The organism is Hydrogenophaga palleronii, from assembly GCF_031457455.1.
Taxonomy (GTDB): Bacteria; Pseudomonadota; Gammaproteobacteria; order Burkholderiales; family Burkholderiaceae_C; genus Hydrogenophaga; species Hydrogenophaga palleronii_A.
Map to the genome: position 1 here is coordinate 499,335 of NZ_JAVDWU010000002.1, position 26,541 is coordinate 525,875.

The 26,541-nt window shown below is 63.1% G+C and carries 23 protein-coding genes; 18 read left to right on the forward strand and 5 right to left on the reverse strand.

Features of this window, described 5'->3' with window-relative positions; translation table 11 throughout:
- Window positions 1-16: 16 nt before the first annotated feature.
- From J2W49_RS06820 to J2W49_RS06830, 3 genes are all read left to right on the forward strand, one after another.
- The gene (locus J2W49_RS06820; protein WP_310313343.1) at window positions 17-1,117 is read left to right on the forward strand and encodes an alkene reductase; all 1,101 of its coding nucleotides are present in this window, start codon (window positions 17-19) and stop codon (window positions 1,115-1,117) included.
- 278 nt (window positions 1,118-1,395) lie between these two features.
- A complete protein-coding gene (locus J2W49_RS06825; protein ID WP_405000997.1) occupies window positions 1,396-2,754 on the forward strand; it encodes an NfeD family protein in 1,359 nt (452 codons plus the stop codon).
- Entirely contained in the window at window positions 2,751-3,542 is a 792-nt protein-coding gene (locus J2W49_RS06830) for a slipin family protein (RefSeq protein ID WP_310313348.1), read from the forward strand. The genes J2W49_RS06825 and J2W49_RS06830 overlap by 4 nt, the downstream gene beginning before the upstream one ends.
- Before the next feature lie 184 nt (window positions 3,543-3,726).
- On the opposite strand, the gene J2W49_RS06835 is transcribed toward J2W49_RS06830, so the two are convergent.
- Window positions 3,727-4,002, reverse strand: a complete 276-nt coding sequence (locus J2W49_RS06835; protein ID WP_310313351.1) for a VF530 family protein — start codon at window positions 4,000-4,002, stop codon at window positions 3,727-3,729.
- A gap of 158 nt (window positions 4,003-4,160) precedes the next feature.
- Here J2W49_RS06835 and J2W49_RS06840 point away from each other — a divergent pair, with 158 nt between their 5' ends.
- From J2W49_RS06840 to dusA, 7 genes are all read left to right on the forward strand, one after another.
- Window positions 4,161-5,486: an MFS transporter gene (locus J2W49_RS06840; RefSeq protein WP_310313354.1), complete on the forward strand. Its 1,326-nt coding sequence runs from the start codon at window positions 4,161-4,163 to the stop codon at window positions 5,484-5,486.
- 102 nt (window positions 5,487-5,588) lie between these two features.
- Window positions 5,589-6,230: a maleylacetoacetate isomerase gene (gene maiA, locus J2W49_RS06845; RefSeq protein WP_310313357.1), complete on the forward strand. Its 642-nt coding sequence runs from the start codon at window positions 5,589-5,591 to the stop codon at window positions 6,228-6,230.
- Window positions 6,230-7,030 carry a peptidoglycan editing factor PgeF gene (gene pgeF, locus J2W49_RS06850; RefSeq protein WP_310313360.1) on the forward strand — a complete coding sequence of 267 codons (801 nt, stop codon included), beginning with the start codon at window positions 6,230-6,232 and terminating at the stop codon, window positions 7,028-7,030. Before maiA ends, pgeF begins: the two co-directional genes overlap by 1 nt.
- A gap of 371 nt (window positions 7,031-7,401) precedes the next feature.
- Entirely contained in the window at window positions 7,402-9,249 is a 1,848-nt protein-coding gene (locus J2W49_RS06855) for a PHA/PHB synthase family protein (protein ID WP_310313363.1), read from the forward strand.
- Window positions 9,250-9,398: 149 nt separating this feature from the next.
- Window positions 9,399-10,577 (forward strand): acetyl-CoA C-acetyltransferase, encoded by a 1,179-nt coding sequence (locus J2W49_RS06860; RefSeq protein WP_310313366.1) that lies wholly within the window; start codon window positions 9,399-9,401, stop codon window positions 10,575-10,577.
- Between the two features lie 161 nt (window positions 10,578-10,738).
- Window positions 10,739-11,476, forward strand: coding sequence for an acetoacetyl-CoA reductase (gene phbB / locus J2W49_RS06865; protein ID WP_310313369.1), 738 nt, complete (start codon window positions 10,739-10,741; stop codon window positions 11,474-11,476).
- Window positions 11,477-11,636: 160 nt separating this feature from the next.
- Window positions 11,637-12,671 (forward strand): tRNA dihydrouridine(20/20a) synthase DusA, encoded by a 1,035-nt coding sequence (gene dusA, locus J2W49_RS06870; protein WP_310313372.1) that lies wholly within the window; start codon window positions 11,637-11,639, stop codon window positions 12,669-12,671.
- Window positions 12,672-12,720: 49 nt separating this feature from the next.
- Here the strand turns inward: dusA and J2W49_RS06875 are convergent, their stop codons facing one another.
- A complete protein-coding gene (locus J2W49_RS06875) occupies window positions 12,721-13,356 on the reverse strand; it encodes a GntR family transcriptional regulator (protein ID WP_310313375.1) in 636 nt (211 codons plus the stop codon).
- A 133-nt stretch (window positions 13,357-13,489) separates the two neighbouring features.
- On the opposite strand from J2W49_RS06875, the gene scpA reads away from it, so the two are divergent.
- From scpA to J2W49_RS06905, 6 genes are all read left to right on the forward strand, one after another.
- Window positions 13,490-15,646: a methylmalonyl-CoA mutase gene (gene scpA / locus J2W49_RS06880; protein ID WP_310313377.1), complete on the forward strand. Its 2,157-nt coding sequence runs from the start codon at window positions 13,490-13,492 to the stop codon at window positions 15,644-15,646.
- A complete protein-coding gene (gene meaB, locus J2W49_RS06885; protein ID WP_310313380.1) occupies window positions 15,643-16,731 on the forward strand; it encodes a methylmalonyl Co-A mutase-associated GTPase MeaB in 1,089 nt (362 codons plus the stop codon). Before scpA ends, meaB begins: the two co-directional genes overlap by 4 nt.
- 10 nt (window positions 16,732-16,741) lie before the next feature.
- On the forward strand, window positions 16,742-18,274 hold the full coding sequence (locus J2W49_RS06890) for an acyl-CoA carboxylase subunit beta (RefSeq protein ID WP_310313383.1): 1,533 nt from the start codon (window positions 16,742-16,744) through the stop codon (window positions 18,272-18,274).
- A 20-nt stretch (window positions 18,275-18,294) separates the two neighbouring features.
- Window positions 18,295-20,343, forward strand: coding sequence for an acetyl-CoA carboxylase biotin carboxylase subunit (locus J2W49_RS06895; RefSeq protein ID WP_310313386.1), 2,049 nt, complete (start codon window positions 18,295-18,297; stop codon window positions 20,341-20,343).
- A gap of 87 nt (window positions 20,344-20,430) precedes the next feature.
- Window positions 20,431-21,018 carry a class I SAM-dependent methyltransferase gene (locus tag J2W49_RS06900; RefSeq protein WP_310313389.1) on the forward strand — a complete coding sequence of 196 codons (588 nt, stop codon included), beginning with the start codon at window positions 20,431-20,433 and terminating at the stop codon, window positions 21,016-21,018.
- Between the two features lie 19 nt (window positions 21,019-21,037).
- Window positions 21,038-21,535, forward strand: coding sequence for a VOC family protein (locus J2W49_RS06905; protein ID WP_310313392.1), 498 nt, complete (start codon window positions 21,038-21,040; stop codon window positions 21,533-21,535).
- Here the strand turns inward: J2W49_RS06905 and J2W49_RS06910 are convergent.
- Window positions 21,517-21,891 carry a cupin domain-containing protein gene (locus J2W49_RS06910; RefSeq protein WP_310313395.1) on the reverse strand — a complete coding sequence of 125 codons (375 nt, stop codon included), beginning with the start codon at window positions 21,889-21,891 and terminating at the stop codon, window positions 21,517-21,519. The genes J2W49_RS06905 and J2W49_RS06910 overlap by 19 nt on opposite strands.
- Before the next feature lie 168 nt (window positions 21,892-22,059).
- On the opposite strand from J2W49_RS06910, the gene J2W49_RS06915 reads away from it, so the two are divergent.
- Both J2W49_RS06915 and J2W49_RS06920 read left to right on the forward strand, forming a co-directional pair.
- A complete protein-coding gene (locus J2W49_RS06915; protein ID WP_310313398.1) occupies window positions 22,060-22,371 on the forward strand; it encodes a hypothetical protein in 312 nt (103 codons plus the stop codon).
- Between the two features lie 72 nt (window positions 22,372-22,443).
- Window positions 22,444-23,958, forward strand: coding sequence for a methyl-accepting chemotaxis protein (locus J2W49_RS06920; RefSeq protein WP_310313400.1), 1,515 nt, complete (start codon window positions 22,444-22,446; stop codon window positions 23,956-23,958).
- A gap of 152 nt (window positions 23,959-24,110) precedes the next feature.
- On the opposite strand, the gene rsxB is transcribed toward J2W49_RS06920, so the two are convergent.
- A complete protein-coding gene (gene rsxB / locus J2W49_RS06925; protein WP_310313403.1) occupies window positions 24,111-24,809 on the reverse strand; it encodes an electron transport complex subunit RsxB in 699 nt (232 codons plus the stop codon).
- 36 nt (window positions 24,810-24,845) lie between these two features.
- Window positions 24,846-26,342: a polyhydroxyalkanoate depolymerase gene (locus J2W49_RS06930; protein WP_310313407.1), complete on the reverse strand. Its 1,497-nt coding sequence runs from the start codon at window positions 26,340-26,342 to the stop codon at window positions 24,846-24,848.
- Window positions 26,343-26,541: the final 199 nt, after the last annotated feature.

The following is a 26,541-nucleotide window of genomic DNA, read 5'->3' on the forward strand; positions in this document are numbered from 1 at the left end:
ACCAGGCCACTTCCTCATGTCCACTTTGTTCGAACCCGTCGCCGTTGGCGAACTGAACTTGTCCAGCCGCGTCGTCATGGCACCGCTGACCCGCAACCGCGCACCCGGGGCTGTGCCCACGCCGCTCATGGCCACCTACTACAGCCAGCGCGCCACGGCCGGTCTGCTCATCACCGAAGCCACGCCCGTGAGTCACCAGGGGCAGGGCTATGCCGATGTGCCAGGCCTGTATGCGCCCGAGCAGGTCGCAGGCTGGCAGCGTGTCACCAAGGCCGTGCACGACGCCGGGGGCAAGATCGTGGTGCAGCTCTGGCACGTGGGGCGGGTGTCCCACAATGATTTGCAGCTCGATGGCGGCGCACCCGTGGCGCCGTCGGCCATCCGCGCCAAGACCAAGACCGTGCTGATCGTGGACGGTGTGCCGACCTTTGTGGACACCTCCGAGCCACGCGCGCTGGCCCTGGACGAACTGCCCGGGATCGTGGAGGACTTTCGTCAGGCCGCGCTCAACGCCATCGAGGCTGGCTTTGACGGTGTGGAAATCCACGCGGCCAACGGCTACCTGATCGACCAGTTCCTCAAGACCGGCAGCAACCAGCGCACAGACGCCTATGGCGGCAGCATCGAAAACCGGGCCCGCCTGTTGCTGGAGGTGGTGAAGGCTGTCACGGATGCCATCGGTGGCGGGCGCACCGGCATCCGCCTATCGCCTGTGACGCCGGCCAACGACGTGGTGGACGCCGACCCCCAGCCCTTGTTTGATCACGTGGTGCGGCAACTGGCGCCCATGAACCTGGCCTACCTGCACCTGATCGAAGGCGCCACCGGCGGCCCGCGCGACATCGCCGATCGACCGTTCGACTATGCCGCGCTGCGCACCGGCTACCGCACTGCAGGCGGCAAAGGCGCGTGGATGGTCAACAACGGCTACGACCTTTCGCTGGCAGAGCAGGCACTGCAAGACGGTTCCGACCTGGTGGCTTTCGGCAAGTCCTACATCGCCAATCCGGATCTTGTCGAGCGTCTGCGGCGCGGCGGGCCGTTCAACACGCCCGATCGCAGCACCTTCTATGGCGGTGGTGCGCAGGGCTACACGGACTATCCGGCGCTTGCCTGATTGGCCTGTCGGGTTCTGCTGACCGCCCGATGCCGGGGCGCTCCCCTTCTTGATGTGTGTCAGTTATCGGCCGATTCTGCAGGCTGAGGGCTGGACAGCGGGCACTTGATTGAGGACCATGTGCCTGAACAGAAGGTTCTGGGGCTTTTGCCAGAGCCGGAGACAGGAGACAGGTCTTGCGCCATGGTCCCTTCACTGCTTGCGCAACCCGAGACACGGGAAGCCCGTTCTATTGCCTTCTGACGGCCCGGCTGTTCCCACTCCTGCTGGGGCTGGCGATGTTGGCTGCGGCGCCCGCCAGAGCCGCCACCGCGCCCGTGCTGACGGTGGAGGGCGCCATTGGCCCGGCCAGCGCCGACTATGTGGTCCGCGGCATCGCGCAGGCGGCCAGCGACGGCGCGCCGCTGTTGGTGCTGCAACTGGACACGCCAGGCGGTCTGGACCAGTCGATGCGGCAGATCATCCAGGCCATCATGGCCTCCCCTGTGCCGGTGGTGACTTACGTGACGCCGACCGGCGCCCGCGCGGCGAGTGCCGGTACCTACATCCTGTACGCCAGCCACGTGGCAGCCATGGCACCGGCCACGACCCTGGGAGCCGCTACACCAGTCGCGATTGGCATGCCAGGCGCACCACAGTCCGTACGCGAACCCGTACCCGCGGGGAGTGGCAAGGAGGGCGAGGTTCCGAAGGCGACAGATCCCAAAGCTTCGGCGCCAGCCGATCCGATGACCACCAAGCAGGTCAACGATGCCGCTGCGTTCATCCGTGGCCTGGCCAGAGAGCGCGGGCGTAATGCCGAGTGGGCCGAACGTGCGGTGCGCGAGGCCGTCAGTCTGACCGCGGCCGAGGCGCTGGAGCAGGGCGTGGTCGACCTGATGGCCAAAGACCTGACCGACTTGCTGGCGCAGGTCGATGGCCGCACGGTGCGCACCGCCAGCGGCGAGCTGCAACTGGCCACCACGGGTCTGGTCGTGGTCATGCAGCCGCCTGACTGGCGGCACCGGCTGCTTGGCGTGATCGCCAACCCCAGCTTCGCCCTCATCCTGCTGATGATCGGTGTCTATGGGCTGATGTTTGAGTTTTCATCGCCCGGTTTCGGCGTTCCGGGCACGGTGGGTGCGATCTGTTTGCTGCTGGCCCTGTTCGCCCTGCAGTTGCTGCCGGTCAACTACGCAGCGCTGGCTTTGATCCTGCTGGGCTTCGCCCTGCTGGCGGCCGAGTTGCTGACACCTGCCTTCGGCGTGCTGGGCGTGGGCGGGGTGATTGCCTTCATGGCTGGTGGTTTGCTGCTGTTCGACAGGGATGTGCCCGGTCTTGGGGTGCCGCTGCCGCTGCTGTTCGGCATTTCACTCACATCGGCCGCGGCCGTCCTGCTGGGCGGAGGCATGGCCTTGCGGGCCCGTCGCGCGCATGTGGTCAGCGGCAGTGAGGTCCTGCTGGGGGCCACGGGTCAGGTCACGGCAGTGGAAGGGTCCAAGGCCTGGGCTCAGGTGCAGGGAGAGCGCTGGCAGGTGGCTGGCGAGCGCCCGCTGGCGCTTGGCCAGACCGTTCGTGTGCGGGCCGTCGAAGGACTGGTGCTGCGCGTGGAGTCCCTGGGCGATGAACCGATGCAGTCACACAAGGAGAATGCATGATGCTGGATTTCAACATTGGACTGGGCGGCATCCTGCTGCCAGTGGTGCTGGTGCTGCTGGGTGCTTCATTTCGCATCCTTCGCGAGTATGAACGCGGCGTGGTGTTCCAGCTCGGCCGCTTCTGGAAGGTCAAGGGGCCGGGCCTTGTGATCGTGGTGCCGGGCCTGCAGCAGATGGTGCGGGTCGATTTGCGCGTGGTGACCATGGACGTGGAACCGCAGGATGTGATCTCGCGCGACAACGTCTCGGTCAAGGTCAATGCGGTGGTGTTCTTTCGGGTGATCGACCCACAGAAAGCGATCATCCAGGTCGAGAACTACCTGATGGCAACCAGCCAACTGGCCCAGACCACCTTGCGGGTGGTGCTGGGCAAACACGAACTCGACGAGATGCTGGCCGAGCGCGAACGCTTGAATCTGGACGTGCAGCAGATCCTGGATGCACAGACCGACGCCTGGGGCATCAAGGTAACGAACGTGGAGATCAAGCACATCGACCTGAACGAGTCGATGGTCCGGGCGATCGCGCGCCAGGCCGAGGCCGAGCGCGAGCGGCGCGCCAAGGTGATCCATGCCGAGGGTGAAAAGCAGGCTGCTGTCTCACTGCTGGAAGCGGCGCAGATGCTGGCCCGGCAGCCCGAGGCCATGCAACTGCGGTATTTGCAGACCATGACCCAGGTGGCCGGTGATCGTGCTTCCACCATCGTGTTTCCGCTGCCCATGGACCTGCTGGGTCGTCTGCTGGACAAGCAACCAGGGGAGCAAGCACCTGCGAAGCCGGGGAACTGAGGCCTGGAGACGTTTCGAAAAAACCTGGCGTTCCAGGCCGCTTAGCCTAGCCTGCGCGATCAGGCCAAGGGTGGGCTTCAGCTTCAAACGCATCACTGCGCTGGCTTGCCCCACCGTTCGACAGCACCTGTGGTCACCGTCTTGTTTTGCACCTCGCTTGAATGCGAATTCGACGGAGCGATCTTTACGGTCTCTGCGCGCGGCGATTCTCGCGCTGCATGAACAGATACAGGCTTTCGGTTTTCTCCCGCGCCCACGGCGTGCGGCGCAGGAACTTCAGGCTTGAGCCCACACTGGGATCGTGTGTAAAGCAGCGCACGGGAATGCGCTGCCCCAGACCTTCCCAGCCGTAGTGATCGGCCAGTTCGGTCACCATGCGCTCCAGCGTGACGCCGTGCAGCGGGTTGCGTGGCTGGCTGGCCGATGATCGAGGAGGCGAGGGCGGTGGTGCATCTGACATGCCCGCCATTGTCGGGCTTTCCAGGGCTTGTCAGATGGGATCAGCGTGGGGTACGGGCGGGTCGGTCTGGCGGATAGGCCAAACGGGCCTCACAGCCTTTCGCCCCGGCCCTACACTGGCCGCCTGTTGCAGCAATGGCGCGCGTCGCACCCCTGACCATGTCCCTGTTTCCGCAAAATGCCCTGAAACCTGGTGTTCGCAAGCGCGAAGTCTTCGGCTGGGCCATGTACGACTTCGCCAACTCGGGCTACACCACGGTGGTGCTCACCGCAGTGTTCAGCGCCTACTTTGTGGGCGGGGTGGCCGGCGGCGAGGCCTGGGGCACCCTGGCCTGGACCAGCGCGCTGGCGGTGTCGAGCCTGATCGTGATGCTCACCATGCCTGCCATCGGGGCCTATGCCGACCTGCGTGCGGTCAAGAAGCGACTGCTGATGCTCTCGACGCTGGGCTGCGTGGCGGGAACCGCTGCGCTGGCTGGCGCCGGGCCGGGCGATGTGGCCTGGGCGCTGGTGGCGATTGTCCTGTCCAACGTGTTCTACACCTATGGCGAATCGCTGATCGCCGCGTTTCTGCCAGAACTGGCCAGCGAGGAGCGCATGGGCAGCGTGTCTGGCTGGGGCTGGGGCTTTGGCTACCTGGGCGGCATGCTCACGCTGGGGCTCAGCCTCTGGTATGTGCTGTGGGCTCAAGGCCAGGGTTTACCGGCCGCGCACTTTGTGCCAGTGAGCATGTTCATCACCGCCGGTGTTTTCGGTGCATCGGCAATGGTGACCTTTGTCTTGCTCAAGGAGCGCGCCCGGCCACAGGTCAGGGCGACGAAAGAGGCCGGCCTGAAGGCCTCGCTGGCCCGGCTCAAGCGCACCTGGCGAGAGGCCCGTTCTTTCCAGGATTTCACCGCTTTGCTCGCCTGCTCGGTGGCCTATCAGGCCGGCATTGCCGTGGTCATTGCGCTGGCCGCTGTCTACGCTGAACAGGTGCTGGGCTTCCAGCAGACAGAGACCATGATGCTGATCTTTTTGGTCAACATCGCAGCGGCATTGGGCGCCTTCGCCTGGGGTTACGTGCAGGACATCATCGGCCACCGGCCGGCGCTGGCCATCACCCTGGCGGGCTGGATCGTGATGATCGTGCTGGCCGCATTGGCCACCGGGCCCGGCCTGTTCTGGGTCGCAGCCGTGATCGCCGGGCTGTGCATGGGCAGTAGCCAGTCCGCCGGCCGCGCGCTGGCCGGTGCGCTGGCACCGGAACTCCGCCGGGCCGAGTTCTTTGGTCTGTGGATGTTCGCTGTGCGCCTGTCGGCCATCATTGGGCCGATGACCTATGGACTGGTCACCTGGCTGACCGACGGCAACCACCGCCTGGCCATCGTCTCAACCGGCGTGTTCTTCGTGGCGGGTCTGGGCCTGCTGACGCTGGTCAACGTGCAGCGGGGCATCGCAGCCGCAGCCGCAGCCAACGCGCGGGCAAGTGCATCGTCCAGCTGAAAGGAAAGTTGCCGGCTCAACGCCGCCTGGGACCGAAATCCGCGGCAGATTCGAGTTGACCCATGTCCTACAGTCTTCGGCAGCAAGGTTTATCCTTGCGGCATGAAGCTCTACAACTACTTCCGATCCTCAGCCTCTTTCCGTGTGCGCATCGCACTGGCGATCAAGGGCATGGCCTATGAATACCTGCCCGTGCACATCGCCAAGGGCGAACACCGGCAGACTGCTTTCACCGACCTCTCACTGGAAGGCCTGGTTCCTCTGCTCGAGCTCGACGATGGCACCCGCCTGACCCAGTCGATGGCGATCATCGAATACCTTGAAGATATGCATCCAGCGCCCGCCCTGTTGCCCGCCGATCCGCTGGGCCGCGCCCGGGTGCGTGCCTTGTCACAGATCGTGGCCTGCGAGATCCATCCCATCAACAACCTGCGCGTGCTGAAGTACCTCACCAAAGAACTGAAGGTGGAAGAAGAGGCCAAGAACACCTGGTACCGGCACTGGGTGCGCGACGGCCTGGAAGCGTTTGAGCGCCAGCTCGCAGCCGGGCCAGCCGCGCTCTACTGCCACGGCAACACCCCCACGATGGCAGACTGTTGCCTGGTGCCGCAGATTTTCAACGCGCAACGGTTCAAGACGCCGCTGGACGGGCTCCCGAGAACCATGGCGGTGTTCGACGCCTGCATGGCGCTCCCAGCGTTCCAGGCAGCCCAGCCGTCCGCCTGTCCTGACGCTGAAGCCTGATGGGCGGCTCTGTCGAACACATCGTTCCCGATTGGCCTGCACCTGCAGGTGTGCGCGCGCTGTTCACGACCCGCGTCGGCGGCGTGTCCCAGCCTCCGTTCGACAGCTTCAACTTGGGCGATCACGTGCACGACGATGCCGCCCCGGTGATGGACAATCGCGCGCGCCTTCGCGCCATGACCTCACCTGCGAGGCCGGTGTTCCTCCAGCAGGTTCACGGCACGCATGTCGCCCATCTTGATGCCACCACGCCCGATGGCACCGAAGCCGATGCTTGCGTGGTGCGGGCTGGTGCCGGCCTGGCCGCGACCATCATGGTCGCCGATTGCCTGCCGATTCTGTTGGCCTGCAAGACTGGCAAGGCTGTGGCGGCCGCTCACGCTGGATGGCGAGGTCTTGCAGGGGGCGTGGTCGAGGCCACCGTGCGTGCGCTGCATGAGGTAAGGCCTGGCGCTGCTGTGCCGCTTCAAGGTGGAGGTTCAGAAGTCATTGCATGGCTGGGGCCCTGCATTGGTCCGCAGGCTTTCGAGGTCGGACCAGAAGTGGTGGAAGCGTTTGTGACTCCGGATCCAGCCGCGATTGACTGTTTCAATGCGCAGCCGGGCGGCAGGTTTCTGGCGGACCTGCCGGCGCTTGCCAGGCGCCGGTTGCAGGCGGTCGGCGTGTCATCGGTGCACGGCAACGACGGTTCGCTGTCGTGGTGCACCGTGGCGCAATCAGCGCGGTTCTTCTCGCACCGGCGCGATGCCGTCCGCCTTGGCAGCACCGGCCGCATGGCCGCCTGCGTCTGGTTCGTCTGACGGCGCTGGAGCTGATGGTTCGCTTTTTTCCGCCAGCCTTGCACGGTCCTCTTCGGCTTCTTGTGCCTTGCGCGCCTTTCGCCGTTGAGGTGTGCGCATCAGGTAAACCACCAACGTCACCGGCATCAAACCGTAAAGAAAAAAGGTCACAATGGCTCCAAGCACGGTGCCGGTCGTGTTGGACGCTTCCGCCACCGACATCATCAGCACCACATAGAGCCAGCCAATCACAACCAGATACACATTTCACCTGCAGCCCGAGACGAACTGTCAGGCGACTGGAAATTCAGCCCCCTGACGCTAGGGAAAACCCGGAATGCGGCCCTAGACCGGTGAATAATAAGTCGACGGCCCAACCACAGGAGACATAGATGACATCAGGGAAAGATCCCCAGCAACCCTGGCTGGAGGCGGCGCAGCAGTTTCAACAGAATCTGGTGGCCCAGTGGACACAGATGGCCCAGGCCATGCCGGGGGCTGCGGCACAGGCTGGGGCCAAAGAGGGCGCCGACCCTTTTGCCGCCTTCAAGGCCTTCATGCCACAGAGTGGCGCAGCGAACCCTTTCGGCATGGCCATGCCCCACCTGCCCACGGTTGTGCAAGGTCTCCCGGGTATGAGCGACCTGTTCAGCAATGCCAATGGCCAGCCGGTGTCCTTCGATCCCGCCAAACTGATGGAGATCCAGAAAAACTACATGCAGGAAGTGGCCGGCCTCTGGAACCAGGGCCCCAACGTCAAGCCGGCCGGTGACCGCCGCTTCGCCTCGGATGCCTGGTCAAGCAACCCGGTGGCAGCGTTTTCTGCGGCTTCATACCTGCTCAATGCGCGCACCCTCATGGCCATGGCCGAAGCGGTGCAGGGCGACGCCAAGACGCGCAGCCGCGTGCGCTTTGCCGTGCAGCAGTGGATCGATGCCAGTGCCCCAAGCAACTTCCTGGCTTTCAACGCCGAGGCCCAGAAGAAGGCCATCGACACCCAGGGCGAAAGCATCGCCAAGGGCGTGGCCAACCTGCTGCACGACATGAAGCAGGGCCATGTGTCCATGACCGACGAAAGCGTGTTCGAGGTCGGCAAGAACGTCGCCACCACCGAAGGTGCGGTGGTGTTCGAGAACGAACTGTTCCAGCTCATCGAATACAAGCCGCTCACCGCGAAGGTCTACGAGCGTCCCTTCCTGCTGGTGCCACCCTGCATCAACAAGTTCTACATCCTCGACTTGCAGCCTGAGAATTCGCTGATCCGCTACTGCGTGGAACAGGGGCACCGCACCTTCGTGGTGAGTTGGCGCAACCCGGATGAATCACTGGCCCAGAAAACCTGGGACGACTACATCGAAGATGCCGTGATAAAGGCCATCGATGTCACGCAGGACATCACGGGCGCAAAAACCATCAACGCTTTGGGATTCTGCGTGGGCGGCACCATGCTGGGCACGGCATTGGCGGTGCTGGCGGCGCGCGGCGAAGAGCCTGTGAACTGCGCCACTTTCCTCACCACGCTGCTGGACTTCAGCGACACCGGCATTCTGGACGTGTTCATCGACGAGAACTTCGTCAAATACCGCGAAATGCAGTTTGCTCAAGGCGGGCTCATGCCTGGGCGTGACCTGGCGACCACGTTCAGTTTCCTGCGCCCGAACGACCTGGTGTGGAACTACGTGGTGGGCAACTACCTCAAGGGTGAAACCCCGCCGCCGTTCGACCTGCTGTACTGGAACTCCGACAGCACCAACCTGCCGGGTCATTACTACGCGCATTACCTGCGGCAGATGTACCTGGAAAACAATCTGGTCAAACCCGGACACATGACGGTGTGTGGTGAGAAGGTGGACTTGCGCAAGGTCAAGCTGCCCGTCTACATCTATGGCTCGCGTGAAGACCACATCGTGCCGATCGGGGGCTCCTACGCCAGCACCCAGGTGTTTCCGGGCAAGAAGCGCTTCGTCATGGGCGCTTCCGGGCACATCGCGGGTGTGATCAACCCTGCAGCCAAGAACAAGCGCAGCCACTGGATCGGTCCTGCCAACAAGTTCCCGGCTGACGTGAACGCCTGGATCGAAAGCGCCACCGAGCACCCCGGCAGCTGGTGGGGCGACTGGGCCGCCTGGCTCAAGCCTCAGGCGGGCAAGTTGGTGGCAACGCCCAAGGCCTATGGCAAGGGCAAAACCTACACCGCCATTGAGCCTGCGCCGGGCCGGTATGTGAAAGCAAAGGCATGAACAAATGAAGCACCCCCGCAGCGCTTCGCGCTACCCCCTCAAGGGGGCGGCACCAGAGGCCCGGCAAAGCCGGTTCCTCGGTGCCCCTGGAGTGGGCTACTTCACGCGACGCAAATCCACTTTCTTTTGAAACTACAAGGAGCAAACACATGGAAGACATCGTCATCGTTTCAGCCGCCCGCACCGGTGTGGGCAAGTTCGGCGGCTCGCTTGCCAAGACACCCGCCACCGAACTCGGCAGCATCGTCATCAAGGAACTGCTGGCACGCACCGGTTTGCCGGTGGACGCCGTGGGTGAAGTGATCATGGGCCAGGTGCTGGCAGCGGGCTGCGGCCAGAACCCGGCCCGCCAGGCCATGATGAAGGCCGGCGTGGCCAAGGAAACGCCAGCATTGACTATCAATGCTGTGTGTGGATCGGGCCTGAAGGCCGTGATGCTGGCGGCTCAGGCCGTGGCCTGGGGCGACAGCGAGATCGTGATTGCGGGTGGCCAGGAAAACATGAGTGCCAGCCCGCACGTGCTCAACGGCAGCCGCGACGGCCAGCGCATGGGCGACTGGAAGATGGTCGACACCATGATCGTGGACGGCCTGTGGGACGTTTACAACCAGTACCACATGGGCATCACCGCCGAAAACGTGGCCAAGGCCCACGGCATCACCCGTGAAATGCAGGACGCCCTGGCGGCCGGCAGCCAGGCAAAGGCCGCCGCTGCGCAGGCCGCCGGCAAGTTCAAGGACGAGATCGTGGGCGTGAGCATTCCGCAGCGCAAGGGCGATCCGGTGTTGTTCAACAGCGACGAGTTCATCAACGCCAAGACCACCACCGAAGTGCTGGCCGGCCTGCGCCCCGCCTTTGACAAGGCCGGTTCGGTGACCGCAGGCAACGCATCCGGCATCAACGACGGTGCCGCTGCCGTGATGGTGATGTCCGCCAAGAAGGCCGCCGCTCTTGGCCTGACGCCGCTGGCCCGCATTGCCGCTTTTGGCACCAGCGGCTTGGACCCCGCGACCATGGGCATGGGCCCCGTGCCCGCTTCGCAGAAGGCCCTGGCCCGTGCGGGCTGGAAGGCGTCGGATGTCGATCTGTTCGAGCTGAACGAGGCCTTTGCTGCACAGGCCTGCGCCGTGAACAAGGCGCTGGACATCGATCCGGCCAAGGTCAACGTCAACGGGGGGGCCATTGCCATCGGGCACCCCATTGGTGCCTCGGGTTGCCGCATTCTGGTGACGCTGCTGCACGAAATGCAGCGCACCGGCGCCAAGAAGGGTGTGGCGGCGCTTTGCATCGGCGGCGGCATGGGGGTTTCCCTGGCTGTGGAACGCTAGGGCTGTCCTCCCCCGCGCCGCCTGCGGCGTCACCCCCCAAGGGGGCGTCTGCAGCGGCCCGGCAGAGCCGGTTCCGCGCAGACCTGGACGTTCAGGCCAACGCATCTTCAAAGTACAAAGTTTTTTAATGCCATTCGGCAAACCTCAGAGGAGCAAACAACATGAGTCAAAAAATTGCATATGTCACGGGCGGCATGGGTGGCATCGGTACCGCCATCTGCCAGCGCCTGCACAAGGAGGGCTTCAAGGTCATCGCCGGGTGTGGCCCGACGCGGGATTTCACCAAGTGGCTGGACGAGCAGAAAGCCCTGGGCTACACCTTCTACGCGTCCGTGGGCAATGTGGGTGACTGGGACTCCACCGTGGAGGCCTTCACCAAGACCAAGGCAGAGCACGGGACCATCGACGTGCTGGTGAACAACGCCGGCATCACCAAGGACCGCATGTTCCTGAAGATGACGCGCGAAGACTGGTCGGCCGTGATCGAAACCAACCTGAACTCCATGTTCAACGTCACCAAGCAGGTGGTGCCTGACATGGTGGAAAAGGGCTGGGGCCGCATCGTCAACATCAGCTCTGTCAACGGAGAAAAAGGCCAGGCCGGGCAGACCAACTACTCGGCCGCCAAGGCTGGCATGCATGGTTTCTCGATGGCCCTGGCGCAGGAGCTGGCCACCAAGGGCGTGACGGTCAACACCGTGAGCCCGGGCTACATCGGTACCGACATGGTCAACGCCATTCGTCCCGACGTGCTGGAAAAAATCGTCGCCACCGTGCCCGTGAAGCGCCTGGGCAAGCCCAGCGAGATCGCGTCCATCATTGCCTGGCTGGCGAGCGAAGAGGGTGGTTATGCCACCGGGGCCGACTTCTCGGTCAACGGCGGTTTGCACATGGGCTGAATATGCCCACCCCCGCGCCGCGCCTGCGGCGCGTCACCCCCTCACGGGGACAACATCTGCGGCCCGGCAAAGCCGGTTCCGCGATGTTCTGGACCAAGGCACTTCGCCTCTCCCAAACCCGCTTCGGCGGGTATTTTTTTGGGCTGGGATAATCGGTGCCATGTCATCTGAACCCGCTTTGTCCCCATGGCGCCTTTCCGTCGCGCCCATGATGGACTGGACCGACCGGCATTGCCGTTATTTCCACCGCCTGCTGACCAGGAAAACGCTGCTCTACACCGAGATGGTGACGACGGGCGCGTTGATGCATGGCAGTGTGCAGCGGCACCTTCGTTTCAACGAAGAAGAGCATCCGGTGGCTCTGCAGCTTGGCGGCAGTGAACCGGCGGATTTGGCCGCGGCCGCCCGGCTGGGTGAGCAGTGGGGCTACGACGAAATCAACCTGAACTGCGGTTGCCCCAGTGACCGGGTGCAGCGCGGTGCATTCGGTGCCTGCCTGATGGCGGAGCCCGGGCTGGTGGCCGATGGCGTCAAGGCCATGGTGGATGCCGTGACTGTGCCGGTCACGGTCAAGCACCGCATCGGCATCGACAGGACCGAGAGCTACGAATTCGTTCGCGACTTCGTGGGCACGGTCAGCGAAGCGGGGTGTTCGGTCTTCATGGTGCACGCTCGCAACGCTTGGTTGCAGGGCCTGTCGCCGAAGGAAAACCGCGAGGTGCCACCGCTGCGCTACGAACTGGCGTACCAGCTCAAACGCGATTTTCCTCACCTCACCATCGGTGTGAATGGCGGTATCACCACCAATGAGCAGATCGACACGCACCTGGCACAGGTCGACGGCGTGATGGTGGGGCGTGAGGCCTACCACCACCCGTGGCTGATGACGTCCTGGGACGAGCGCTTCTTTGGCGCTTCGCCTTCCTTGATCACCCGTGAAGGGGTTGAGGAACAGATGGTGGCCTATATGGAGCGTGCTCACGCAGAAGATGGATGCCCCTGGTATGCGATTGCGCGGCACATGCTGGGCCTCCGGCACGGCTTGCGAGGGGCGCGGCTGTGGCGCCAGGTGTGGAGCGACCATCGGCTCAAACCGTTGCCGCCCAGAGAGGTCTGGGCCATGGCTCAGGCTCACATGGAGCCCGAGGTTTCAGAAGACGTCGACGACGCGCTTCGAGCGGTCGCGTTGCTCTGATCGCGCCCCTGTTTCTGGCGGGAGTGGCCGATGGAGGCCTCAGGCGGCGTCAGACAGCGGCTTCCAGTCCATTTCGGAAGTGTTCCCGCATGCGGGCCACCGCCAGGTCCGGTTGGCGCGACTTCAGTGCAGCCATGATGCCCCTGTGCTCTGCCAGAGACTCATTGAGGCGGCCGCTCTTGAACAAGGAGTTGTGTCGATTGAGCTTCATGACCTTGCGCAGGTCGGCCACCATCTGCTGTCGCCAGCGGTTGTCTGCGGTTTCCAGCAGCTTCATGTGAAAGCGCTCGTTGACCGCAAAAAACCGGTTCCTTTCAGCGGTGCTCGCCTCCAGTTCGTCGTGCAGGGCCTGCAGTTCGGCGATCTGTTCATCGGTTGCTTTTTGGGCCACCACGCCCGCCGCATCGGATTCGAGCAGGGAGAGCAGGTGGTAGACATCGGTGAGGTCCTTCTCTGACACTTCGGTCACGTAGGCGCCTCGCCGAACCTTCATGGTCACCAGCCCCTCAGCCGCCAGCACCTTGAGGGCTTCCCGCAAGGGCGTGCGACTGATACCGTAGGCCTCGGCCAGCTTGAGTTCGTCGATCCAGCTGCCTGGTTCCAGTTCGCGGTTGAAAATGCGCTGGCGCAGCAGTTCGGCCACTTCTTCATAGAGTGCGCGCGGTGCAAGGGAGAGTGCAGACATGTGGGTGCGAAATGGCGTAGGGTGTGACGGGCGGATTGTAGTCCCATCACCGAAATCTGCATCAATAATTATGAATGATGTATGATTGCCCCCGCTCCGTCGTTCCCCACCTCCCCCTTTCGCGTTGCCCGACATGACCACTCCACAGCCCGAATTTCAGCCCGCCAGCCTGGAGGCATGGACCCAAGCCGCCCGGAAATCTGCACCCGGCGGCAATGTGGATGCTCTCAACTGGGTGACGCCAGACGGCATCAGCGTCAAGCCCCTGTACACGGCAGAAGACACGGCGCACCTGCCCCATACCCACACACTGCCTGGCTTCGAGCCTTTCATCCGCGGCCCTCAGGCCACCATGTATGCGGTGCGCCCGTGGACGATCCGCCAGTACGCTGGCTTCTCCACCGCCGAGGAGTCCAATGCCTTCTACCGCAAGGCGCTGGCCGCTGGCGGGCAGGGCGTGTCGGTCGCCTTCGACCTGGCCACCCATCGGGGCTATGACAGCGACCATCCCCGCGTGACCGGTGACGTGGGCAAGGCCGGCGTGGCCATCGACAGCGTGGAGGACATGAAGATCCTGTTCGACCAGATCCCGCTGGACAAGGTCAGTGTGTCCATGACCATGAACGGCGCGGTGCTTCCGGTGCTTGCGGGCTACGTGGTGGCAGCCGAAGAGCAGGGCGTGGCGCAGGACCAGCTCAGCGGAACCATCCAGAACGACATCCTCAAGGAGTTCATGGTCCGCAACACCTATATCTACCCGCCCGAGCCGTCGATGAAGATCATCGGCGACATCATCGAGTACACGGCGAAGCACATGCCGAAGTTCAACTCGATCAGCATCAGCGGCTACCACATGCAGGAAGCCGGTGCCAACCAGGCGCTGGAACTGGCCTTCACGCTGGCCGATGGGCAAGAGTATGTGAAAACGGCCATTGCCAAGGGCATGGATGTGGACGCCTTTGCCGGACGCCTGAGCTTCTTCTGGGCGATCGGCATGAACTTCTATCTTGAGATCGCCAAGATGCGCGCGGCCCGGCTGCTGTGGACGCGCATCATGAAGGGCTTCAACGCCAAGAGCCCCAAGAGCCTCATGCTGCGCACACACTGCCAGACCTCAGGCTGGAGCCTGACCGAGCAAGACCCCTACAACAATGTGGTGCGCACCACCATCGAAGCCATGGCCGCCGTGTTCGGCGGCACGCAAAGTCTGCACACCAACAGCTTCGACGAAGCCATCGCGCTGCCCACCGAGTTCAGCGCCCGCATTGCACGCAATACGCAGCTGATCATCCAGGAAGAGACCCACATCACCCACGTGGTCGACCCCTGGGCCGGCAGCTACATGATGGAGAGCCTCACCCAGGAGATGGCCGACAAGGCCTGGGCCATCATCGAAGAAGTGCAGGCCATGGGCGGCATGACCAAGGCCGTGGACAGCGGCTGGGCCAAGCTCAAGATCGAGGCCGCAGCCGCAGAGAAGCAGGCCCGCATCGACAGTGGCAAGGACGTGATCGTCGGCGTCAACAAGTACAGGCTTCAGACCGAAGACCCGATCGAGGCGCGCGACATTGACAATGTGGCGGTGCGTGAGGGGCAGATCGCCCGTCTGCAGCAGATCAAGGCCACGCGCGACGCGGCCAAGGTCCAGGCCGCGCTGGCGGCCCTCACTGCGGCCGCCGAGAGTGGCGAGGGCAACCTGCTCGATCTGTCGATCCAGGCCATCCGCCTGCGCGCCACCGTGGGCGAGGTGAGCGATGCATTGGAAAAAGTTTACGGGCGCCACCGCGCCGATACACAAAAGGTGACCGGCGTGTACGCAGCTGCCTACGATTCCGCCGAGGGCTGGGACGCCCTCAAGACAGAGATCAACGCCTTCGCCGAAGCGCAGGGCCGGCGGCCGCGCGTGATGATCAGCAAACTGGGCCAGGACGGGCATGACCGCGGCGCCAAGGTGGTGGCCACGGCCTTCGCCGATCTGGGTTTCGACGTGGATATGGGGCCGCTGTTCCAGACGCCCGAGGAATGTGCACGCCAGGCGATCGAAAACGACGTGCATGCGGTTGGCGTGTCCACGCTGGCCGCTGGCCACAAGACCCTGGTGCCGGCCATCATTGCCGAATTGAAGAAGCAGGGCGCCGACGACATCATCGTCTTCGTGGGTGGGGTGATTCCTCGCCAGGACTACGAGATGCTCTATGAGGCTGGTGTGAAGGGCATCTACGGCCCTGGCACGCCGATTCCGGCCAGCGCGAAGGATGTGCTGGAGCAGATCAAGAAGGCCATCGGGTGAGCTCTTCGGTGCTGCAGGAGGGCATCCTGCGCGGCGATTCCGCCGGGCAACGCCGCGCCATGGCCAAGGCCATCACGCTGCTGGAGTCCACCCGGGCCGATCACCGCGCCCAGGGCGATGCGTTGCTCACCGCCTTGTTGCCACATGCGGGCACAGCCTTTCGGCTGGGCATCAGCGGTGTGCCGGGCGTGGGCAAGAGCACCTTCATTGAAGCCCTGGGGCTGTACCTGATAGAAAAAGGCCATCGCGTTGCGGTCCTGACCGTGGATCCTTCCAGCACTGTCTCGGGTGGTTCCATCCTCGGCGACAAGACGCGCATGGAGAAGCTCTCCGTGCACGAAAGGGCCTACATCCGGCCCAGTCCGAGCAGCGGCACGCTGGGCGGCGTGGCCGAGAAGACCCGCGAAGCCATGCTCGTGTGCGAGGCCGCAGGCTACGACATCGTGATCGTGGAAACGGTGGGTGTGGGCCAGAGCGAAACAGCAGTCAGTGGCATGACCGACATGTTCGTGCTCATGCAACTGCCCAATGCGGGCGACGACCTGCAGGCGATCAAGAAGGGTGTGATGGAACTGGCCGATCTGGTGGTCATCAACAAGGCCGACCTCGACCCCGACGCCGCCACGCGGGCACGGGCGCAGATCACATCTTCGCTTCGGCTGCTGGGTCTGCAAGGCCATCCCGAACACGTACACCACAACGAGGCCATCTGGCACCCCCAGGTGATTCAGCTCAGCGCGCTGCAGGGCCGTGGCGTGGATGCCTTCTGGGTTGAAGTCTTGCGCTTCCAACGTTTGCAGACCGAGAACGGCCGGCTCGCAGCCCGCCGCCAGCAGCAGGCCCGTGCCTGGATGTGGGAGCGCATCGACGCCGGTCTCAAGCAACGTTTCCGCGCCCACCCTGCCGTGCGCGCTGCGCTGGAAGACACCACGCAGCAGGTCCTCGCGGGTACATTGCCTGCCAGCACCGCCGCGCGGCAACTGCTCGCCATTTACGAATCCGACGCCGTTCGGGCTGAGCCTGTCAAAGCCCCTGAACAACCCCCACTCCGCCCTTCGACAGGCTCAGGGCACCCGGAGATTTGAAGCACCCACCATGCAAGACATCCTTCAACAACTCGAAGAAAAACGCGCCCGGGCCCGTTTGGGCGGTGGACAGAAGCGCATCGACGCGCAGCACGCCAAGGGCAAACTCACGGCCCGCGAACGGCTGGATGTGCTGCTGGACGAAGGCAGCTTCGAAGAATGGGACATGTTCGTCGAACACCGCTGCACCGACTTCGGCATGCAGGACAACAAGATCCCCAGCGACGGCGTGGTCACCGGCTACGGCATGATCAATGGCCGCCTGGTGTTCGTGTTCAGCCAGGACTTCACCGTGTTCGGCGGTGCCTTGTCCGAAGCCCACGCCGAAAAGATCTGCAAGATCATGGACCAGGCCATGAAGGTCGGCGCACCGGTGATTGGTTTGAACGACTCGGGCGGCGCACGTATTCAGGAGGGCGTGGCATCGCTCGGTGGTTATGCCGAGGTGTTCCAGCGCAACGTGATGGCCAGTGGCGTCGTGCCGCAGATCAGCATGATCATGGGGCCGTCGGCCGGTGGCGCGGTGTACTCGCCTGCCATGACCGACTTCATCTTCATGGTGAAAGACTCGTCGTACATGTTCGTGACCGGCCCTGAAGTGGTGAAGACCGTCACCCACGAGGAAGTGACGGCGGAGGAACTGGGCGGCGCGATCACCCACAGCACCCGAAGCGGCGTGGCGGACCTGGCGTTCGACAACGATGTGGAGGCGCTGCTGATGCTGCGCCGGCTCTACAACTACCTGCCCCTGTCCAACCGCGAAAAAGCGCCCGTGCGACCCAGCGGCGACCCCATCGACCGCGTGGAAATGAGCCTGGACACACTGGTGCCCGACAACCCGAACAAGCCCTACGACATGAAGGAGCTGATCGTCAAGACGGTGGACGATGGCGACTTCTTCGAGCTGCAACCCGAGTACGCCAAGAACATCATCATCGGCTTCGCCCGCATGGACGGCCAGACCGTGGGCATCGTGGCCAACCAGCCGCTGGTGCTGGCCGGTTGCCTGGACATCAAGTCGAGCATCAAGGCAGCGCGCTTCGTGCGCTTTTGCGATGCCTTCAACATACCCGTGATCACCTTCGTGGACGTGCCCGGTTTCATGCCCGGTACCTCCCAGGAATACGGCGGCATCATCAAGCACGGTGCCAAGCTGCTTTACGCGTATGCCGAGTGCACCGTGCCCAAGATCACCGTGATCACCCGCAAAGCCTACGGCGGCGCCTACGACGTGATGGCTTCCAAGCACCTGCGTGGCGATGTGAACTTCGCCTGGCCCAATGCCGAGATTGCGGTGATGGGGGCCAAGGGCGCGGTGGAAATCATCTTCCGGGAGGACAAGGGCGACCCCGAAAAGCTCGCGGCCAAGGAGGCCGAGTACAAGGCCCGATTCGCCAACCCGTTCGTGGCCGCCAACCGGGGCTACATCGACGATGTGATCTTGCCGCACAACACACGCAAGCGCATCTGCCGCAGCCTGGTGATGCTCAAGGACAAGAAGATCGAGAACCCGTGGCGCAAGCACGGCAACATCCCCCTCTGAACGGGCCGGAGACCAACAACATGTTCACCAAGATCCTGATAGCCAACCGCGGCGAGATCGCATGCCGCGTCATTGCCACCGCCAAGAAGATGGGCATCGCCACCGTGGCGGTGTACTCCGAAGCCGACAAGGAAGCCCGCCACGTGCAGCTGGCCGACGAATCCGTGCTGCTGGGCCCGGCACCTTCGCGCGAGTCTTATCTGGTCGCGGACAAGATCATTGCGGCGGCCAAAGCCACCGGCGCACAGGCCATTCATCCGGGTTATGGCTTCCTCTCAGAGAACGAAGCCTTTGCCAAGCGCTGTGAGGAGGAGGGGATCGACTTCATCGGGCCACGCCACTTTTCCATCGCGGCCATGGGCGACAAGATCGCCTCCAAGAAGCTGGCCAATGAGGCCAAGGTCAACACCATCCCGGGCTGGAACGACGCCATTGAGAACGCTGAACGCGCGGTGGAGATCGCCAGGGACATTGGTTACCCGGTGATGATCAAGGCCAGTGCTGGCGGTGGTGGCAAGGGTTTGCGCGTGGCCTTCAATGACAAGGAGGCGTTGGAGGGCTTCACCGCGTGCCAGAACGAAGCACGCAACAGTTTCGGCGACGACCGCATCTTCATCGAGAAGTTCGTGCAAGAGCCTCGCCACATCGAGATTCAGGTGCTGGGCGATTCGCACGGCAACGTGATCTACCTCAACGAGCGCGAGTGTTCCATTCAGCGCCGCCACCAGAAGGTGATCGAAGAGGCGCCGTCGCCCTTCATCAGCGAAGCCACCCGCAAAGCCATGGGCGAACAGGCCGTGGCACTGGCCAAGGCGGTGAAGTACCAAAGCGCCGGTACGGTGGAGTTCGTGGTCGGCAAGGATCAGGATTTTTATTTCCTGGAGATGAACACCCGCCTTCAGGTGGAGCACCCGGTCACCGAGTGCATCACCGGCCTCGATCTGGTGGAACTCATGATCCGTGTGGCTGCAGGCGAAACCCTGCCCATCACCCAGGATCAGGTGCAGCGCAATGGTTGGGCGATCGAGTGCCGCATCAACGCAGAAGACCCGTTCCGGAACTTCTTGCCGAGCACCGGACGCTTGGTGCGTTTCAATCCGCCGCAGCAGACCATGTACCAGGCGAACACATCGAGCTTGTTGGGTGTTCGCGTGGACACGGGCGTGCAGGATGGCGGTGAAATTCCGATGTTCTACGACTCGATGATTGCCAAACTCATCGTGCATGGCAACGACCGGAACGACGCCATCGCCAAGATGCGCGAAGCGCTCAACGCTTTCGTCATTCGTGGCATCAGCAGCAACATTCCTTTCCAGGCAGCGCTGCTCGCACATCCGAAGTTCGTGACGGGGGACTTCAACACCGGATTCATTGCCGAACACTATGCCCACGGGTTTCGCGCCGAAGACGTGCCGCACGACGACCCGGACTTTTTGGTGGCGCTGGCCGCGTTCGTGCGGCGCAAGTCCCGCGAGCGGGCGGCCGGCCTGTCGGGACAGCTCCCGGGCTATGGCGTGAAGGTCGGCCACGGCTACGTTGTCATTAGCCTGGCGGCCGACGGTGCCCACCGCTACACACCTGTGCATGTGGATGAGGTTGTGGGTGAAACCGGGGCGGCGCAGGTGGTGGTGTCGGGCAAGCGGTACCAGATTTCATCACCCTCGCGTTTGAATGACATCGTCATCACCGGCACCTGCAACGGACAGGCCTTCATCGCGCAGATGGAGCGGGGTTCGTTGAAGAATCCGCTGGCGCTGGTGGTGCAACACAACGGCACCCGGCTGGAGACCATGGTGGTCTCGCCCCGCATGGCCGAGCTGCATGCGCTCATGCCGTTCAAGGCGCCGGCCGACATGAGCAAGTATGTGCTCTCACCCATGCCGGGGCTGCTGGTGGACGTGGCGGTTCAGCCAGGCCAGAAGGTGCAGGCTGGTGAGCGCGTGGCCGTCATCGAAGCCATGAAAATGGAAAACGTGTTGTTTGCTTCGGCCGACGGCATTGTGGGCAAGGTGCTGGCCAGCAAGGGCGAGTCACTGGTGGTGGACCAACCCATTGTCGAGTTCGAATAAGCATTTCGATACCTTGCCGACCGCCGCCGGGTTCGCGATTTGACGGATTTCAGATACGCTGTGCCGCTTGATGACAGAGGAGACCGCATGAGGCAGCGACTGGCATTTGCACTCGGTTATTTGCGCAACCCCCGCCACGTGGGCGCCATTGCACCCGCATCTCGTGCGCTGGCCCAAGCCATTCTGGACGAAGTGCTTCGCAGCGACGCCCGCGTCCTGATCGAGGTGGGTGCCGGGACGGGCGGCATCACCAACGCGTTGATGCTGGCGAAGGACCGTCACGATCGGTTCGTGGTGTTTGAACGTGATCCCGGATTCGCTCGCCTGCTCAATGCACGGTTTCCCGAACTGGAGGTGCTGAACCGCTGTGCCTCCCTGGTGGACCAGCTTCCCCTGGATGCGCTGGCGCCGGTGACCGTGGTGTCGTCCCTGCCATTGTTGTCCATGCCCAAGCTGGAGGTGCAGAAGTGCGTCACCGCCATGCTTTCGCTGCTGGCTCACCGACCAGGATCGCGCCTGATCCAGTACACCTACGCCGCCCCGCACCTGCGTCCTTTCGCCAACATTCCTTATGGCTGGCGCTGGCGAAGGGTGACATCCATCTGGGCGAATCTGCCTCCTGCCACGGTCTGGTCGCTGGAACAGACACCACGCGGCACCAGCATCGTTCACTGACCCAACAATGGTTTCTTCCATGCAAGACACACAACGCCCTTTTCGGGTGCTGGGCATCCAGCAAATCGCCATTGGCGGGCCCGACAAACAACGGTTGAAAACCCTCTGGGTCGACATGCTTGGCCTGGAGGTGACCGGCACCTTCCGGAGTGAGAGCGAAAACGTGGACGAAGACATCTGCACAATGGGCAATGGGCCGTTCAAGGTTGAGGTCGATCTCATGCAGCCGCTGGACCCTGAAAAGAAGCCCGCTGTGCACACCACGCCCCTCAACCACGTGGGCTTGTGGATCGACGATCTGTCCACCGCAGTGGCCTGGCTGACGGCTCGTGGCGTACGGTTTGCACCAGGGGGCATACGCAAGGGTGCTGCAGGGTTTGACATCTGCTTCCTGCACCCCAAGGCCAACGAGGCTTTTCCCGTCGCGGGCGAGGGCGTGTTGATCGAGCTGGTTCAGGCGCCACCCGAGGTGGTGGCCGCTTTTTCGAAAATGGCCACTCACTCCGAGATCATGTAAGTCTTGGTGAGGTGTTCCAGCACCTCGAATTCCCCCGCAAAGCCCGGTGGCATGTAGAGGCCTTCGCCGGGGCCCACTTCTTCGTAGCCACCCTGCACGTCGTGCACACGGCAACGGCCGATCAGAACGGTGAACAGTTCTCGTTCAGTCTCGCCCATCGCGATCCGCCATCGCCCTGGTTCGCATCGCCACACCCCGCAGTAGACCCTGCCTGCTGGTAGATCTGAATCCACGCTGTTCCAGGTTTCGCGCAGCGGATTGCCTTCGATCAGCCTCTCTGGCCGAGGCCTGTCGAGGTCTGGCGACGTGTCGGGATGGGCGGTCAGTTTGAGCAGACGGGCAGAGGTGGAAGTCATGGTCGGATTCTGCCGCAGTGGGCATAAAAACCGTGAAGCTGCCCGGTATTTCACCCGCTGTTTCAGCCGATGCCAGCTGCTGAGGCGACCTAAGATACCGGCACAGAGCAGTACGCACCTCCTTGTCTGCACCTCTGTATTCAAGCCCCACGATCACAGGAGCCCGCCATGCGCCAGGTCTCAAAGCCACAGCAGATGGAGTCCACAGCACTTCCAGGGCGCATCACGGATGCGTCGACCAGACGTTGGTCGCCGTCTGCAGCGACGGCCTGGCCGGTCGAACTCCTGGACGCCTTTTGCTTGCGCATGTCGAGCCAGGGCATGTGTGTGAGCCGTGCCCTGATGCAGAACGATCGCCGGTACGGCCTTGAGCAGCTCTCGCACGCCCATAACATGGCCGACGACACCCTTCGGGTCATGGCAGTGCAGCTGTTCAGGCACTTCGAAGCCCAACAGTCGGGCATCGTTAACCCTCATTGAGCGATGTCCGAGTCTCAAGCTTCGGTCCAGAAGGTCGATACACACACCAATACCAAGAGGAGCGACACGCCCATGTCCGGAATTCATCCCCTTACCCCTGGCGTCTGGCTGATGAGACGCCTGCACCTGCGCAGCAAGCTTTTGCTGCTGGTGGTGACCTCAGCGCTGCCCCTTCTGCTGGTCTGGGCGATCTCGGGTTCGCCGTCCGCTGCACGCTGGATAGCGATGACCACACTCATCGGTGTCGCTACGCTGGCCTACATCATGGTGAGCTTCTATGTCAGCTTCATGGGCGATTTCCGGCAGGTGCTGGACTGCATGGAGCAAACGGCGTCGGGCAACCTGCGCACGGTTCTGAAAACCAAAGGCAGTGACGAACTGGCTGACCTTACCCGCCTGCTCGACCGCATGATTGGCAACCTGTCGGCCATGGTGGCCGAGGTGCGCAGCAACTCGGCCCTGGTGGCGCATGCCGGAAAAAGCCTGGCCATGGGCAACCGCGATCTGGCTGACCGCACCGAGCAGCAGGCGGCCAACCTGGAGCAGACCGCTGCCAGCGTGCACGAGTTGTCCAGCACCGTTCACCAGAACGCTGAAACGGCCGGTGATTCAGATCAGCAGGCGGCGCGCGTGCGTGATGTGGCCGAGTCCGGTGCCCAGTCCATGGGCAGGGCGGTGAGTTCGGTCGAGGTGATTCAGAAGAGCGCGCAGCAGATGAACGAGATCATCGGCGTGATCGACAGCCTGGCGTTTCAGACCAACATCCTGGCCTTGAACGCTGCCGTCGAGGCCGCACGCGCTGGCGAGCAGGGCAGGGGTTTTGCGGTGGTGGCCAACGAGGTGCGCACCCTGGCTCAACGTTCCGCCGCTTCGTCCAAGGAGATCAGGCAACTGATCGAAACGTCGCGCATGCAGGTGGATACCAGCGTTTCGCAGATCCGCACCGCTGGCAGCAGCATCGCGGAGATCGTCAACGGCGTGCGTGGCGTGGCCGCCAACATGTCGCTCATTTCGGCCTCCAGCGCCGAGCAGAGCAATGGGCTCTCCGAGATCTCGTCGGCCGTGACCCAGCTGGACCAGATCACCCAGCGCAACGCCCAGATGGTGGAGCGCGCCGTGGTGCAGGCCAATCAGCTCGAGCATCGGGCCGCCCATTTGTCCAAGGCGGTGTCTTCCTTCATGTTGCAGCAGGGCACCGCCGAGGAGGCGATGGTGCTGGTCGACCATGCGATCGAGCACCGCAACCGCAGTGGGCGTGATGCCTTCGTGCGTGATCTGACCGATCCGGCAAAGAATTTCCATGACCGGGACATGTACGTGTTCGCGCTCGACCGGCAAGGTGTTTACCGGGCGTTCGGTGGCAAGCCTGAAAAGGTGGGTAGCCGTGTGCAGGACATCGCTGGTGTGGATGGCCAAGCCTTGCTGGAGAGCATTGTGGCCCAGGCCGAAGTGGAGCCTGGTTGGGTGGAGTACGACATCGCCAACCCGGTCACCGGGGCCATTCAGGGCAAGATGTCCTACGTGGTGAAGGTGGACGATCTCTACGTGGGCTGCGGCGTGTACAAGACGGTGGCAGCGAGGGTATAGGAAGCCCCCCCGCGCCGCGCTTCGCGCGTCACCCCCTCAAGGGGGCGATACCAGTCGTCCGGCAAAGCCGGCCCGACGGTATCTCTGGAATGAGGCACTTCGCTCCGGAGGCTGGGTTCACCCTCGCCGCGTTTCGCGTCCTCAGGTCTAGGTCATTCGCCTCGTCGGGCGCGTGCCCGGGCCAGCGCGGCTTCGATGATGGCGCGTTTCTTGTCCAGTGTGGCTGGGTCCGTGTGCAGTGAATGCTCAGACAGGTCGGCCAGCTTCAGGCGAGCCTTGGCTTCCAGGCGCTCATCGTTTTCCACCTTCTCCCTCTCCAGGCGCAATTGACGCGATGAATAGCGCTCTCTGGCCTGATCGGCCTGGGCCGCTGTCCAGGCCTGCCAGCCGGTGAGCTTCGGGTCGACCACTTCCAGTTCAATGCAATCCACCGGACAAACGGGCAGGCACAGTTCACATCCTGTGCAGTAAGGCTCGATCACCGTGTGCATGCGCTTGTTGCTGCCCAGAATGGCGTCGGTGGGGCAAGCCTTGATGCACAGCGTGCACCCGATGCACCAGTCCTCGTCAATGACCGCCACCGTCAGCGGGCCTTCGATGCCGCAGGTCGGGTCCAGAGGGGCGGTGGGTTGTCCCGTGATGTCTGACAGACGTGCGATGCCTTCAACGCCGCCAGGGGGGCACTGGTTGATGCGTGCTTCGCCACGGGCGATGGCTTCGGCGTAGCTGGCGCAGTCCGGGAAGCCGCAGCGCGTGCACTGGGTCTGTGGCAGGGCCGCGTTGATGCGCTGGGCGAGATCGCTCATGCAGAGTGCAGCCGATCGGTCATCTGCGCCGTGTTCCCATCCCATGACAATCCATCGATCCTGAGCATGAGGGATATGCGATCAGGCGTCCTGGCTGCGCACCGGCTTTTTGGTTGTTGCAGGCGCCTTTGCCGCACGTGGTGCGGCTGGGCGAGCGCTCCCTTTCGAGGGCGCCTTGGCGGCAGGCTTAGCGCCCGCTGTCTGCTTTTTCAGTGCAGCGGCCGGTGCTGCCTTGCCCAGGGCGCTTGCCCGGGCAACCGCCCTCGCTCGCTGTGTTGCCTCGCCAACTTCCCGCACCACGGACACTGCCGCCTTGGCTTGTTGTACCTGGATGAAGGTCTTTATGACCGGGTAGACCATTTCACGCCAGCGACGCCCGCTGAAGATGCCGTAGTGGCCAGCGCCTTTGGCTTCGTAGTGCATGCGCTGTGACTTGGGCACACCGGTGCAAAGCCCGTGGGCCGCTTCGGTTTGGCCAGAGCCTGAAATGTCGTCGAGCTCACCTTCCACCGTCAGCAGGGCCGTGGTGGTGATGTCTTGTGGCCGCACCCGTTCGATCTTGCCCTTTTCGTTCTTCACGTCCCAAGTGCCATTGACCAGCTTGAAGTCCTGGAACACGGTGTCGATGGTTTCCAGGTAGTAGTCGGCATCCATGTCGAGCACCGCGTTGTATTCGTCGTAGAACTTGCGGTGGCTCTCGGCGCTCTCGTTATCACCTTTGATCAGGTCCTTGAAGTAGTCGTAGTGGCTGGTGGCATGCCGGTCGGGATTCATGGCCACAAAGCCGGTGTGCTGCAGGAAACCGGGGTAGACGCGTCGACCTGCCCCTGGAAAGTTGTCAGGCACACGGTAGATCACGTTGTTCTCAAACCAACTGTGGCTTCGCTGCACCGCCAGGTTGTTGACCGCCGTGGGCGATTTCCTTGCATCAATGGGACCACCCATCATGGTCATGGTCAACGGTGTGGTTTCACCCCGGCTGGCCATCAGCGACACCGCTGCCAGCACAGGCACCGTGGGCTGGCAGACGCTGATCACATGGCAGTTGCCGTAGATGTCCTGCAGGTGCCGGATGAACTCCTGCACGTAGTTGACGTAGTCATCCAGGTGGAATTCACCTTCAGACAGGGGCACCAGACGGGCATTCTTCCAGTCGGTGATGTAGACCTTGTGGTCCTTGAGCATGGTGCGCACGGTGTCGCGAAGCAGGGTGGCGTAATGACCCGACAAGGGCGCCACCACCAGCACGACCGGCTGCCCCTTGAGCTTGGTCAGCGTGTCGGTGTCATCAGAGAAGCGTTTGAAGCGGCGCAGCTCGCAAAAGGGCTTGTCAATTTCGATGCGTTCGTGGATGGCCACGTCCACCCCATCCACATCCACCGTGCGAATGCCGAATTCCGGCTTTTCGTAGTCCTTGCCCAGGCGGTGCATCAGGTCGTAGGCGGCTGACACACGCTGCGCCATCGGCATCTGGGCCAATGGCAGCATGGGGTTGTTGTAGAGCTTGGCTGCCACTTCGGCCAGGTCAGCGAACGGCTCCATGATTGAGCGCTGGGTTTCGTAAATCTGGTAGAGCATGGTGATGGAAATGGTTATGTTGCAGTGCAACAATATAGCAGCTTGCTCCACTGTGTGAGCCGGTGAAAACACCTAATTTCATCCAGGTTTTGTCACATTTGTGAAAGTTGCTCACCGCTGAATGTGAGGTTTTTGCCGCCGGTCGCGCAGTGGCATGTCATTTCCGGTGTCGCACCGTCGGGGCAAGATCGCCCGAGAC